The organism is Seonamhaeicola sp. MEBiC01930 (genome assembly GCF_045277075.1).
In the GTDB taxonomy this organism is placed as follows: Bacteria; Bacteroidota; Bacteroidia; order Flavobacteriales; family Flavobacteriaceae; genus Seonamhaeicola.
This window is the reverse complement of record NZ_CP104270.1, coordinates 3,251,032-3,264,555: the sequence shown is the minus strand read 5'-3', so window position 1 is coordinate 3,264,555 and position 13,524 is coordinate 3,251,032. Positions and strand designations below refer to the sequence as shown.

Sequence of the window (13,524 nt, the reverse complement as noted above, 5' to 3'; positions counted from 1 at the left end):
GTTATGACCAAAAGACTTCAACTTTTCTTATTTATACTTTCAATTGTATTAAGTGCATGCCAATCAAAATCGTCAAAAGTTTACACAGAATCAGATATTAATATTATACCAAAAGTTGAAAGCATAAAAATTACGGAAGGTGTATTTCAGTTTGATGAGAATACGGTATTTATTGCTGCAGTCGAGACTCAAAAGACTGCTGTTCAGTTATTAATAGATAAATTTAAAGAGGCCGCTGGTTGGAATTTAAATATTAAAGCGGTGTCACCAGATTCAAATTATGTTAAGTTGACCAAAGATGAAAGCTTAGAATCTGAAACTTATACAATTGAATCAAGTGTTAGCCATGTAGACATAAAGGCTTCTGATGCATCAGGATTTTTATACGCTGTTCAAAGTTTAAGACAGTTATTGCCCATTGAAATAGAAAGTAAAACAATTGCAGATGTAGATTGGGAAATTCCTAATGTTCAAATTAAAGATGGTCCTCGTTTTAAATGGCGTGGTCTTATGTTAGATTTATCAAGACACTTCTTTGATAAGGATTATATTTTAGAAACTATAGATATGTTGGCTTTGCATAAGCTTAATATTTTGCACCTGCATTTAGTTGATGATCAAGGTTGGAGAATAGAGATAAAAAAGTATCCAAAATTAACCGAAGTTGGCTCGTGGAGGGTAGACCAGGAACATTTGCCTTGGAACTCCAGAAAAGATAATGACCCCAATGAAAAAGGAACTTATGGTGGGTTTTTAACGCAAAATGAATTAAAGGAAATTGTAGCGTATGCAGCCTTAAAAGGCGTTGAAGTTGTTCCAGAAATAGAAATGCCTGCCCATGTTTCTAGTGCCATTGCTGCATATCCAGAATTGTCATGTCATGGAAACTCCATTGCGATACCTTCTGGGGCATTGTGGCCAATAACCGATATTTACTGCGCAGGAAAAGAAAGTACGTTCGAGTTTTTAGAGAATGTGTTATTAGAAGTTATGGAAATATTTCCTTCAAAGTATATTCATATTGGAGGAGATGAGGCTACTAAAACCAATTGGGAAACTTGCCCATTTTGTAAAAAACGAATCAAACAAGAAGGTCTCGAAAATGTTGAAGAATTACAGAGTTACTTTATTAAGCGAATGGAGAAATTTATCAATTCTAAAGGTAAAAAATTGATTGGCTGGGATGAGATTCTAGAAGGCGGATTAGCACCAGATGCCACGGTTATGAGTTGGCGTGGTGTAAGAGGTGGTATTGAAGCCGCAAAACATGGCAATGATGCTATTATGTCGCCCGTTGGATATTGTTATTTTGATTATTACCAAGGTCCACCAGAGCTCGAACCACAAGCCGCTGGACCAGTTACAACGGTAAGTAAAGTTTATCAATTCGAACCTATTGTTGAAGTGTTAGCCAAAGAGGAGGAAAAGCACGTTTTAGGTGGGCAAGCCAATGTTTGGGCAGAGCATATTCCAACCGAAGAACATTCGCAATACATGATTTTTCCTAGACTTACGGCATTAAGTGAAGCACTTTGGAGTCCTAAGGATGCAAAAGATTGGGATGAGTTTTCAGGACGTTTAAAAAGTATCATGAACCGATATGAATATTTAGATATTAATTATGCTAAGAGTGCTTTTATTATCACTTCTGAGGTTGAAGCAGATATTGAAAGTAAATCTGTGGCATTATCCTTGAGCAATGAATTTCCAGTTTCAGATATAAGATATGTTTTAGATGATGGCAATATAAATTCAGAGGCTATTAAATTTACAGAACCTATTGTAGTTAATAAAACAACAACGATTAAGGCAAGTTTATTTGAAAATGATAATCCAACAGGAATTGTATTTTCAGAAGCTATTACATTTCATGATGGTGTAGCAAATAAGGTGAACTATGAAACTAAATACCATGAGAGATATAAAGGAACTGAAGCTTTTAATTTGGTAAATACATTAAGAGGAACAAAAAACTTCCGTGATGGCAGATGGCAAGCCTGGTTAAATGAAGATGCTAAATTCACAATAGACTTAGGTGAAGAAAAAAGTATTAGTAAAGTTACCATTGGAAGCATGGTAAACGATAGAAATAGTATCTATTATCCAACAGAAATTAGTGTATTAGTATCTTCAGATGGCGATAATTTTACAGAAGTTGGTAATTTAGAAATGCATTTTGAAGCTCGTACTGAACCAGAATTAAAAGACTTTGTTGTTGATTTTAAGAAGCAAATGGCTAAATATGTTAAAGTAGAGGCTAAATTTTCTAATAAAGGAACAGGAATTAAAGAAGTTTGGTTATTTATGGATGAAATTTTGATTAATTAATTTTAGTAGATTTAAATGAATTTTAAACTTTTTATACTGTGTTTTTTAGCCTTTCAATATGTTGGTTTTACTCAAGATATTGTGGATTATGTAAATCCGTTTATTGGAACATCAAATTTTGGGGCTACTAACCCCGGAGCCATTGCACCTCGTGGTATGGCAAGTGTTTCCCCGTTTAATGTGGCTGGAAAGCAAAACACTTTAGAAAAAGATAGTAGATGGTTGTCTAATCCTTATGTTAATGAAAACACCTTTTTAACGGGTTTTTCTCATGTAAACTTAAGTGGTGTAGGTTGTCCAGATTTAGGAGTAATTCTATTGATGCCAACAACTGGAAAATTAGAAACCAATCATTTAAATTATGGTAGCACCTATTCAAATGAAGTTGCTAAGGCTGGATATTATAGTACAACCTTAGATAAGTACAAAGTTAAAGTAGAAACCACAGCATCTACCAGGACGGGGATTTCCAGGTACAGCTTCCCGAAAGGGGATGCAAATATTTTACTCAATTTAGGATTGGGTTTAACTAATGAGCAAGGGGCATCAATAAAAATAGTATCTCCAACAGAAATTGAAGGTATGCGTACGGTTGGGTCGTTTTGTTATTACAAACCCGAAGAGAATTATCCCGTATATTTTGTAGTTAAGTTCAGTAAACCAGCCGATGAATTTGGTGTTTGGAGAACACCAAAAACCTATAAGGGTGTTGAAGCCCAATGGATGCCTTATAATGGTAAAACCAGAATTATGAAAGGCTATAAAAAGGAAGTTATTGGAGATAGTATTGGCAGTTATTTTAAATATCATTTTAAGGAACCAACACAGGTTGAGGTTAAAGTTGGGGTTTCCTATATTAGTATAGAAAATGCCCGGGAAAACCTAGAAAAGGAAACACAAAACCAAACTTTTGAAACTGTTTATAAGAACACGTCTTCAGAATGGAATTCTTTATTATCAAAAATTAAAGTTGATGGCGGTAGTAAAGACGATAAAACTGTTTTTTATACAGCCTTGTATCATACATTAATCCATCCCAATACCTTAAATGATTTCAATGGAGAATACCCAAGTATGGCGACCCGTGAGACTTTAAAAACAGATGGTACACGTTTTACAGTTTTTTCCTTTTGGGATACCTACAGGAATTTGCATCAGTTGATGTCTTTGTTGTATCCAAAGCAGCAATCCAACATGGTAAAAAGTATGTTGAATATTTATGATGAAAGCGGATGGTTACCTAAATGGGAATTAAATGCAACAGAAACTACAACTATGGTTGGTGACCCTGCAGGCATTATTTTAACCGATACATATTTAAAAGGCATCAAAGATTTTGATGTAGAAAAGGCTTATAAAGCTATGTATAAAAGTGCAACCCAGTTAGAAAATAACCCTTTACGTCCAGGAATTAAAGAGTATTGGTCTAACGGTTTTTTAACAACCAATAATAAAGGTTCGGTATCTACTACTCAAGAATATAATATTACAGATTATTCCATAGCACTTTTGGCAAAAGAACTTGGTAAAAAAGACGATTACAAACGCTTTTCAAAACAGGCATTAAGTTATAGGAATTTATATGATGATAATTTAAAACTGTTACATCCAAAAAATCCGGATGGTTCATGGTATGAACCTTTTGATCCTTTGGCAGGCGCTAACTTTTCAAAGAATATTGGTTTTATTGAAGGTAATTCTTGGCAATATTCATTTATGGTATCACACGATACCAAAGGGTTGATTAAACTTATGGGTGGAAAAAAACCGTTTGTAAAACAGCTTAAAAAGGTATTTGATAATAATCAGTTTGATATGGCTAATGAACCGGATATAGGATATCCGTTCTTATTTAATTATGTTAAAGGAGAGGAGTGGCGAAGTCAAAAATTGGTAAAACAATTAGTTAATAAGTATTTTAAAAATACCCCGGACGGTTTGCCAGGAAATGACGACACAGGAACCATGTCTGCTTGGGTAATATATAGTATGATGGGTATTTATCCAATTTCTCCTGGAGAACCATTGTATACCATTACGGCACCAATGTTTGATAAAATAACCATTGATTTAGATAGCAATTATTATGAAGGTAAGCAACTTGTTATTAATAAAACGGGGAATTCTAATGGTAAAATCAATTCTATCGAATTAAACGGTAAATCATACAAAAGCTACTTTATTAATCACGATGATTTAGTAAAAGGTACAACACTTACAATAAATCAAAAATGAGAAGCTTTTTAATCATTATATTTTTGTTTTCAGTTTCCATTGCGCTGTCCCAGAATGCATTTACGAAAACAATCTTCAATAATCAGAAATTAAATCATGGCAAACCAGATAGTACCAATATAGATGCTGATGTTATTAGGTTATTGGGTGGTCGTGTAGTTTTAAAAAAAGTAACTGTACCAAAATTTAAAAATGGAACTGATGTTAATTTAAGATTAGCATTGCGCTCTAACGGTGATAAATGGGATAAATCTGGGTCATGTTTCGTAATTACCAATCCAGAACAAATATCTATTCTTGATGTAACACAAGATAAAGCTAAGTTTCCCGAAGCATCTTTTGTTACTGAAAAGCATGGAGGTGTTTTGCCCACCACAAATTATACACCGGCTGTTGAGTTATTACGATTTATGACCCCTTTTGGAGTTGGATATTACAGTAACAATGAACGTAAATATCTAAAGCCTGTTTATATTCCAAAATGGGAAAAAGAAGTGGTTTGGAATCAAGATATTTCAGATTTAGAAGATATTACCACAGGTGAATTTTATATTGGTGTTTGGGTTGATACATGGACAGGAAAGGGATACAAGATAGATTTAAGTTTAACTTATTCTGGAAGACCTAAAAAACAAAGAAAAGTAATGCCTTTAGTTAATGCCGTAAAGTATGGTAAAGGTCAAGCTTTGCCGTATTTTTTTGCCGAAGGTCCTTTGGAGTATGAATTCAAATTAGATGAAAACTTAAAAAACGTAAAGCTTCATTATATAACCACAGGACATGGCGGACACAGGGGAGGCGATGAGTTTATAAAAATAAAAAACAGGGTTTATTTCGATAACAAAATTGTTATAGATACCATTCCTTGGCGAGACGATTGCTCATCATTTAGAAGATTTAATCCAACTTCTGGGGTTTGGCTCAGAAAAGATTCTGCTTATTATAGAATTCCTGAAACTAAAAAAAGAGGTGTTAAACAAATTGAGGAACGTTTAGCATCTTCAGATTTATCAAGATCCAACTGGTGCCCAGGGTCTAAAGTAGTACCTTTTGAAGTTTTATTGGGAAATTTGGAAAAAGGAAACCATATGCTTAAAATAAGTATTCCTGCTACTATTGCAGAGAAAGGTAAGGCCAATCATTGGTTAGTTTCTGCATACATTAGTTACGATAAATAAAAATAATTAACCAACATCTTTTCAGATTTGTTGTTGGTCGAACTAATTATACTTCGGCAAAAATGTTATCTATTTTCGGATTGAATTTATAGTTTAGTTTGTTTTAAGATTGTTTTAATAAAAGAGAGAAAGTAAAACGTCTCTCTTTTATTTACTTTTAACTGGCGTTTAAACTTTTATTTAACTTAACAATCAAAATTATGGCTGAAAACTCTAGGAACAGTAACAAACTAGCAATAATAATAATAGCAGGATTATTCTTTGTTTTCGGTTTTGTCACTTGGATTAATGGTGCTCTAATTCCCTTTATGAAAACAATAAACGAATTAACTGAAGCACAGTCTTACCTTGTAGCTTCGGCTTCTTATATTTCATTTGTGGTCATGGCTTTACCGGCTTCGTTTATTCTTAATAAAATAGGATATAAAAAAGGGATGTCATTAGGTTTAATTATTATGGGAATTGGTGCCTTGGTTTTTATACCAGCGGCTGAAGCAAGAACGTATTGGGTTTTTTTAACTGGAATTTTTATTCAAGGTTTAGGAATGACTATTCTACAAACAGCTGCAAATCCTTATATTACAATTTTAGGACCTATAGAAAGTGGTGCAAAGCGTATTGCAATAATGGGTATTGCTAACAAAGTTGCTGGGGCTTTAGGGTCTTTAATATTTGGGGCACTATTGTTATCTGGTATAGATGAGGTTAAAGAAAAAATAGGTAGTGTTTCTATTGAAGAAAAAAATACACTCTTAGATACAATGGCCGATAGTGTGTTTATGCCTTATGTTGTTATGGCTATAGTTTTGTTTGTATTAGGTGTTTTAATAAGAAAGGCACCATTACCACATGTTGAAGCAGAAGAGTCAGAAGACATTAAAGAAGGAGAAACAGTTAAAACTAATATTTTTCAATTCCCACATCTATGGTTTGGTGTTTTGGCTCTATTTGTTTACGTAGGAGCAGAGGTAATTGCAGGTGATACAATTATTGCTTATGGAATATCTTTAGGTTTTCCAGCGTCTGAAGCCAAATTTTTTACTACACTTACTTTATTAGCCATGGTTATTACCTATGGTTTGGGAGTGATTTTAATACCAAAATATTTAAAGCAAGGTATAGCATTAAGAATTAGTGCTGCTTTAGGAATTATATTTAGTATTTGCATTATTTCTACTTCTGGGTTTACATCAGTCTTATTTGTAGCTTTACTTGGAGTTTCAAATGCTCTTGTATGGCCAGCAATTTGGCCATTAACTCTTGAAGGTTTAGGGAAATTTACTAAAACGGCGTCTGCATTATTAATAATGTCTATTTCTGGGGGTGCCATTATTCCTCCTTTATATGGTAGAATTGTGGATTCTAATAAGCATGAATTGGTGGCTCAAGGTATTACCGATGCAGAAATATTATCTGGTGCATCAACAGAGAGCTATTGGATATTAATTCCTTGTTATTCTATTATTCTTTTGTTTGCCGTTTGGGGATACAAATTTAAGAGTTGGAATTTAAATTAGTGAGAAGTATTTATAAAGACCTTTCTCTATAATATTTTAAGAAAAATATGAACAACCATTTTATAAAACTAGAGTATGTTATTTTTCAATTTAAATAGAATATTACTACTAAGTCTTGTTTTTTGCAGTGTTATGCTAACCAGTTGCAAAAAAGAAGGTAAACAAGAAAATTCAAACCAAAAAAGCGAAATACCAAACATCATTTTTATAATGAGTGATGATCATGCGTATCAAGCTATTAGTGCGTATGGATACGACTTAAATAATACACCAAATATTGATAGAATAGCCAAGGAAGGTGCTATTTTTAATAAAGGTTTTGTAAATAATTCAATTTGTGCACCAAGTAGAGCTGCAATGCTAACGGGTAAGCATAGTTTTATAAATGGAAAAGTAGATAATATTCAACCTTTTAATTGGGACCAAGATAATTTTGCAAAAACACTTCAAAAAAACGGATATGAAACAGCTTTGATAGGTAAAATTCATTTAGATGGATTGCCACAAGGTTTCGATTATTCAAATGTATTACCTGGACAAGGGCAATATTACGCACCGGACTTTATCGAAAATGGAGTTGAAAAGCAGTACGAAGGTTACATTACTCACGTCACAACAGATATTGCTTTAGATTGGTTGGATAATAAACGTAACAAAGACAAGCCTTTTATGTTAATGTATCATCAGAAAGCACCTCATAGAACTTGGATGCCAGAAGAAAAATATTTCGAGTTGTTTGATGAGCAAACATTTACAACTCCTGCCAATTTCTTTGATGATTATAAGGATAGACCAGCTGCTGCTAAACATGAGATGGGAATCTTTAAGGATATGGATTTGGTTTATGATTTAAAGATGCTTGATAAAGAAGGTGAATTAAAAACCAAATACCGTGGTATGTTTCAAAGAAAGTATGATAGAATGACGGATGAACAAAAAGCCGCTTGGGATGCCTATTATGATCCTATTATTACGGATTTTAAATCTAAAAATTTAGAAGGTAAAGCGTTGGCCTTATGGAAGTATAACAGATATATGCAAGATTATTTAAGAACTATTCAATCTGTTGATGATGGTGTAGGTCAGGTGCTTGATTATTTAAAGGATAATGGATTAGAAGAAAATACTATTGTAGTCTATACTTCAGATCAAGGATTTTATTTAGGAGAACATGGTTGGTTTGATAAACGATTTATGTATGAAGAATCGTTTAGAACTCCAATATTAATGAAATACCCAAAAGAAATTAAAGCAGGAACAGTTGTTGATGAGCTAGTACAAAATATAGATTTTGCCCCAACTTTTTTAGATTATGCAGGTGTTGAAATTGATGAAAGTATACAAGGAGAATCTTTACGACAATTAGTAAAAGGTGAAGCAAGTGAATGGAGAGATGCAATTTACTATACGTATTATGAATTTCCTGCAGAACATCATGTAAAACGTCATTATGGAGTAAGAACAGATCATTATAAATTAATTCATTTCTATTATGATATTGATAAGTGGGAACTGTATGATTTAGAAAAAGATCCTTCAGAAATGCAAAATGTTTATGACAATTCAGAATATGCTTCAGTTAAAGAAGAAATGCATAGTCATCTTGAAACTATGAGATTGAAATATGGTGATAGTGATGAATTAAACGAAAAACATTTACAACGGTATTTAAACGCTAAAGGCTTAAATATAAAATAAAATGAATAGATATAAGGATACAATAAAAATAGCCGTTATAATACTTTTATTGGTAAGCGCTAGTGCTTGTAAAGAAAACAATAAAAAAGTAGAAAAAGTTAAAGCTACTAAACCCAATATTCTGTTTCTTTTTACAGATGACCAACGTCACGATGCAGTGGGTGCATTTGGTATAGAAAATGTAAAAACACCCAACATGGACTGGCTAGTACAAAATGGAACATCATTTACTAATTCATACATTTTAGGAGCAACAACAGCTGCGGTATGCTCCCCAAGTAGAGCCATGTTAATGACAGGGCGTCATTATTTTAACTTAGAACCAAACGTTTACGCTCAATTTGCTTTTGATAAAGAAGACCAAGGTAAAAGTAATAAAATAACCTTCCCTGAACATTTTAAAGCTAATGGTTATACAACATTTGCGACAGGAAAACAACATAATGGACATCCGTGGGTGGAACGCGGATTTACATATGTAAAATCTGCTTTTTTAGGAGGAATGACAACGCATTTTGGAACCAAAGTAAAAGATTATAAACCAGAAACAGGTTGGTCTGAACCTTATCAAAATAGTGAAAAATTTAGTAGCGAATTGTTTGCTGATGCTGCTGTAGATTTCTTGGAAACTAAAAAAAGTGATAACCCATTTTTAATGTATGTAGCATTTACTGCACCCCACGATCCAAGAACACCACCACAAGAAAATTTAGACGTGTATCAACCAGAAAATATTGAAATTCCAAAGAATTTTATGCCAGAGCATCCTTTCGAGATAGCAGATTTTAAAATAAGAGATGAAAGATTAGCGCCTTGGCCAAGGACTGAAGAACGTATTCAAAAGGAAATTGCAGAATATTACGCCATGGTTACTGCGACAGATGCGCAAATTGGACGAATTTTAAAAGCTTTAGAAGACTCAGGAGAGTCTGAAAACACGATTATTGTGTTTTCTGGAGATAATGGTTTGGCATTGGGGCAACATGGCTTATTAGGTAAGCAAAATGTTTATGAACACAGTGTTGGTGTGCCATTAGTATTCAGTGGGCCAAATATTCCAAAGAATCAAAAACTAGATGCATTAGCGTATTTGCATGATATTTTTCCAACTCTTTGTGGGTTGACTGGTTTGGCTATTCCAGAGTCCGTTGAAACGGAAGATTTAACACCTGTAATTAAAGGAGAAAAAGCACAAGTTAGAGAAAGTATGATGTATGCCTATAACTCATGGCCAGGAGATTTTATTAATCCGGAAAGAGCAAAAAAGGTGAAAGCTGGAGGAGGGGAAAGAGCTGTTAGAAAAGGCGATTATAAACTAATTGTTAGTGCTAAAAATGATGCAATTACATATCAGTTGTTCGATGTTAAGAAGGATCCTTGGGAATTATCTGATTTAAGTAAAGATGAAGCCTTTGCCATAGTTAAAGAAGGATTGAAACAGGAGCTTCAAAAACTGATGACAAAAGCTGGAGATACTGCAAAGTTAAACAAAAGAGAATTTGGATTATTTGATAATCCAGAGGCATTTAATTTTAAAAAATAAGAGACATGATGAAGCGTTTTAGCATTTTAAGTTTTTTACTTCTATTTTCAGTATTTAGTAAAGTTTCGGCGCAAGAAAAAGAATTGTCTTGGGATGAATTGGCCGATGGTTACCAATGCCCTGAATGGTTTCAAGATGCCAAGTTTGGAATTTGGTTTCACTGGGGACCACAGGCTGCTCCAGAACAAGGAGGCGGCTGGTATGCACGTCACATGTACATGCAAGACGTAGGACGCCAAACTTTTGGGAAAATGGCCTATCCGTACCATTTGCAAACATATGGTCACCCATCTGAGTTTGGTTTTAAAGATGTCATAAATTCTTGGAAAGCAGAAAACTTTAATGCCCAAGATTTGATAGAGTTTTCTAAAGAAAATGGGGCAAAATACATTGTGGCTTTAGCTAATCATCATGATCATTTCGATTTGTGGAATTCAACTTACCATCCATGGAACTCCGTAGCTATTGGGCCTAAAAAAGATATTATTGGAGAATTTGAAAAAGCCACGCGTAACGCAGGATTAAAATTTGGAGTTACCAGTCATGATGATCGTTTTTTAAACTGGTGGAAACCAGCTTTTGGTGCTGATAAAGATGGACTATATAAGGGCGTGCCTTATGATGGACGTTTAACAAAAGCAGACGGAAAAGGCAAATGGTGGGAAGGTTTAGATCCCAAAGACTTATATGGGCCAGCGCCAGAAGACAGAACACCTGAAGTTATAGAAAACATTAAAAAGAACTGGCAAAAACGCCATATAGAATTGGTTACCAAATACAAACCGGACTTGTTGTACAATGATGGGTTTAATTTTTCTTATGGTGAATATGGTAAAGAGGTGGCTCGTAAATTATACAATGATAGTTACAATGATAATGGTTTTGTTAACACGATAATGCTTCTTAAAAGAAAAGAAAAAGGGACGGTAAACGAGGTTGAATCCGGTGGTAGTAATGTTTTACGTGAAGACTCATGGCAATCTGAAATTACCTTTACAGATTGGTTCTACAAAAAAGACCGTCACTTAACACATAACGCCACTACGGTTATAGAAATGCTAATCAACGCCGTAAGTAAAAACGGAAACTTATTGTTGAGCGTTGAATTAAAACCAGATGGAACCATTCCAGGAGAAATAAAACAAGTAGTAAACAACGTTGGAGATTGGTTAAAAATTAATGGTGAAGCTATTTATGGAACAAGACCTTGGAAAGTGTATGGAGATGGTAAAAGTGTTCGTGGAGAAGTAGAAGATACTCACGAGGAAGAGGTGAGAAATGCAGGAGATGACGCCAAAAAGAAGAAGAAAACAGGAGAACATTTTAATCAACGTACCACAGCTACACCCCCTTATGCACATGATGAGGTAAGATATTCTACAAAAGGAGATGATTTTTACATTATTGTTTTAAACCCAAAAGGAGGAGAATTAGTCATTCCATCATTAGGGAAATTGAGTGATGTAAATCCTGGAAAATTAAAAGGATTAACACAATTATATGATAGTGAAAAAATATCGTTTAAACAGCATGCAGATAAATTAACCATTAATATGCCAGCCAATAACGGTAAGAGTTACCCAATAGTATTAAAAGCAAAATTTAAAAAGTAAAGAGAATTTGAATTATGAAGAAATTCATTTTAATCCTAGCAATTTTACTATTAACATTTTCTGCTTCGGCGCAAACGAGTGCAAAAGTATATTATGTAGAGCTGATTGAAGGTCAAGCAATAGAAGCTAACCCAATAAAAGCAATAGAAGGAACATCTGAAAGTAAAGGGATCTCGGTGCGTATTTATCCGGATATTACTTTTCAAACTATAACAGGAATTGGTGGTGCCTTCAATGAAATTGGAGGAGAAGCATTGATGTCTTTAGATGAAGAAAAGCAAAATGACATCATGAAAAATTTATTCGATAAAGATGGTGCTAATTTCTCGGTTTGTAGAACTGCAATTGGCGCAAGCGATTTTGGAATTGATGCCTTTAGTTATAGCGAAGTTCCAAACGACTTCAAAATGAAAAAGTTTTCTATTGAAAGAGAAAAAACAAGTGTTATTCCTTTTATTCAAATGGCATATAAGTACAATCCTGACATGGAGTTATTTGCATCTCCATGGAGTCCACCAGGTTGGATGAAAGAATCTGGTTTAATGGATAGAGGGGAAGAGTTTCCTGAAAAGAATGTATTGAAAGACGACCCAAAAATTTTCAAAGCCTATGCAAAATATTTTTCAAAATACGTTGAAGCTTATGCTAAAGAAGGGGTTACTGTAGATAAAATTGTCATTCAAAATGAACAAGATATTTCCACGAAATATCCGTCCTGTAATATGCCACCAAAACAAATGGGAGAGTTTGTTATCAATTATTTAAGACCTCAATTTGAAAAAGATAATACACCAGCTGAAATTTGGGCAGGGTCTTTTAGAACGGCAAAACGATTGGATGGTTTAGAATTTGTTACCAACAAAGATTGGAGGGCTTCTGTGGATGGTATTGGCGTTCAATACATGAATTCCAGACAAGTCGAAAATATGCGTGCTGTTTTCCCAGAAATCAAATTTTTGCATACTGAAGGCAATTGTTATGGCGGTAAAAATAGTGTAGACCAAGCCTATTCAAGATTTAAAGAAGTAGCCGCTTTTATAAATCATGGCGTACCAAATTTTTGCTATTGGAACATGATTTTAAATGAAGATTCTTCAAGTGGTTGGGGATGGAAACAGAACAGTTTAATAAAAATAGACCGCCAAAATAAAACGGTTACCTATAATCCCGACTATGCAGTAATGGCATTGTTTGGACACTTTATGCGACCTGGAATGAAACGCGTTGCATCTGCATCTTGGTATGGGGATACCATGACTTTGACAGATGATAAAAATGTATATCTATTCATTAAAAACGAATCTGACAAACCAAGGACATTTGATATTTGGTTAAAAGACAATCAAGCTAAAGTGGTAGATATTCCGGCAAATACAATTTCGGTTGTTGAAGTAAATTACATATAAAAGTTA

At 33.9% G+C, this 13,524-nt stretch carries 8 protein-coding genes; all 8 read left to right on the top strand.

Annotation, left to right across the window (positions count from 1 at the left end):
* The first annotated feature begins 3 nt into the window (after window positions 1-3).
* The 8 genes from N1F78_RS14035 to N1F78_RS14000 all read left to right on the top strand — a co-directional run bounded on the left by N1F78_RS14035 (window position 4) and on the right by N1F78_RS14000 (window position 13,518).
* Window positions 4-2,328: a family 20 glycosylhydrolase gene (locus N1F78_RS14035; protein WP_406683798.1), complete on the top strand. Its 2,325-nt coding sequence runs from the start codon at window positions 4-6 to the stop codon at window positions 2,326-2,328.
* Window positions 2,329-2,343: 15 nt separating this feature from the next.
* The gene (locus N1F78_RS14030) at window positions 2,344-4,563 is read left to right on the top strand and encodes a GH92 family glycosyl hydrolase (RefSeq protein WP_406683797.1); all 2,220 of its coding nucleotides are present in this window, start codon (window positions 2,344-2,346) and stop codon (window positions 4,561-4,563) included.
* Entirely contained in the window at window positions 4,560-5,741 is a 1,182-nt protein-coding gene (locus tag N1F78_RS14025) for a PNGase F N-terminal domain-containing protein (protein ID WP_406683796.1), read from the top strand. The genes N1F78_RS14030 and N1F78_RS14025 overlap by 4 nt, the downstream gene beginning before the upstream one ends.
* A 200-nt stretch (window positions 5,742-5,941) precedes the next feature.
* The gene (locus tag N1F78_RS14020; RefSeq protein WP_406683795.1) at window positions 5,942-7,258 is read left to right on the top strand and encodes a sugar MFS transporter; all 1,317 of its coding nucleotides are present in this window, start codon (window positions 5,942-5,944) and stop codon (window positions 7,256-7,258) included.
* Between the two features lie 75 nt (window positions 7,259-7,333).
* The gene (locus N1F78_RS14015; RefSeq protein WP_406683794.1) at window positions 7,334-8,956 is read left to right on the top strand and encodes a sulfatase; all 1,623 of its coding nucleotides are present in this window, start codon (window positions 7,334-7,336) and stop codon (window positions 8,954-8,956) included.
* A 1-nt stretch (window position 8,957) separates the two neighbouring features.
* On the top strand, window positions 8,958-10,499 hold the full coding sequence (locus tag N1F78_RS14010) for a sulfatase-like hydrolase/transferase (RefSeq protein WP_406683793.1): 1,542 nt from the start codon (window positions 8,958-8,960) through the stop codon (window positions 10,497-10,499).
* A 5-nt stretch (window positions 10,500-10,504) separates the two neighbouring features.
* The gene (locus N1F78_RS14005) at window positions 10,505-12,112 is read left to right on the top strand and encodes an alpha-L-fucosidase (RefSeq protein WP_406683792.1); all 1,608 of its coding nucleotides are present in this window, start codon (window positions 10,505-10,507) and stop codon (window positions 12,110-12,112) included.
* 14 nt (window positions 12,113-12,126) lie between these two features.
* Entirely contained in the window at window positions 12,127-13,518 is a 1,392-nt protein-coding gene (locus N1F78_RS14000) for a glycoside hydrolase family 30 protein (protein WP_406683791.1), read from the top strand.
* Window positions 13,519-13,524 lie beyond the last annotated feature (6 nt).

Excerpts from the sequence above, each read along its gene's own strand:
- N1F78_RS14025 (WP_406683796.1), top strand. The coding sequence starts at position 4,560 with ATGAGAAGCTTTTTAATCATTATATTTTTGTTTTCAGTTTCCATTGCG.
- N1F78_RS14035 (WP_406683798.1), top strand. The coding sequence starts at position 4 with ATGACCAAAAGACTTCAACTTTTCTTATTTATACTTTCAATTGTATTA.
- N1F78_RS14005 (WP_406683792.1), top strand. The coding sequence starts at position 10,505 with ATGATGAAGCGTTTTAGCATTTTAAGTTTTTTACTTCTATTTTCAGTA.
- N1F78_RS14000 (WP_406683791.1), top strand. The coding sequence starts at position 12,127 with ATGAAGAAATTCATTTTAATCCTAGCAATTTTACTATTAACATTTTCT.
- N1F78_RS14010 (WP_406683793.1), top strand. The coding sequence starts at position 8,958 with ATGAATAGATATAAGGATACAATAAAAATAGCCGTTATAATACTTTTA.
- N1F78_RS14015 (WP_406683794.1), top strand. The coding sequence starts at position 7,334 with ATGTTATTTTTCAATTTAAATAGAATATTACTACTAAGTCTTGTTTTT.
- N1F78_RS14020 (WP_406683795.1), top strand. The coding sequence starts at position 5,942 with ATGGCTGAAAACTCTAGGAACAGTAACAAACTAGCAATAATAATAATA.
- N1F78_RS14030 (WP_406683797.1), top strand. The coding sequence starts at position 2,344 with ATGAATTTTAAACTTTTTATACTGTGTTTTTTAGCCTTTCAATATGTT.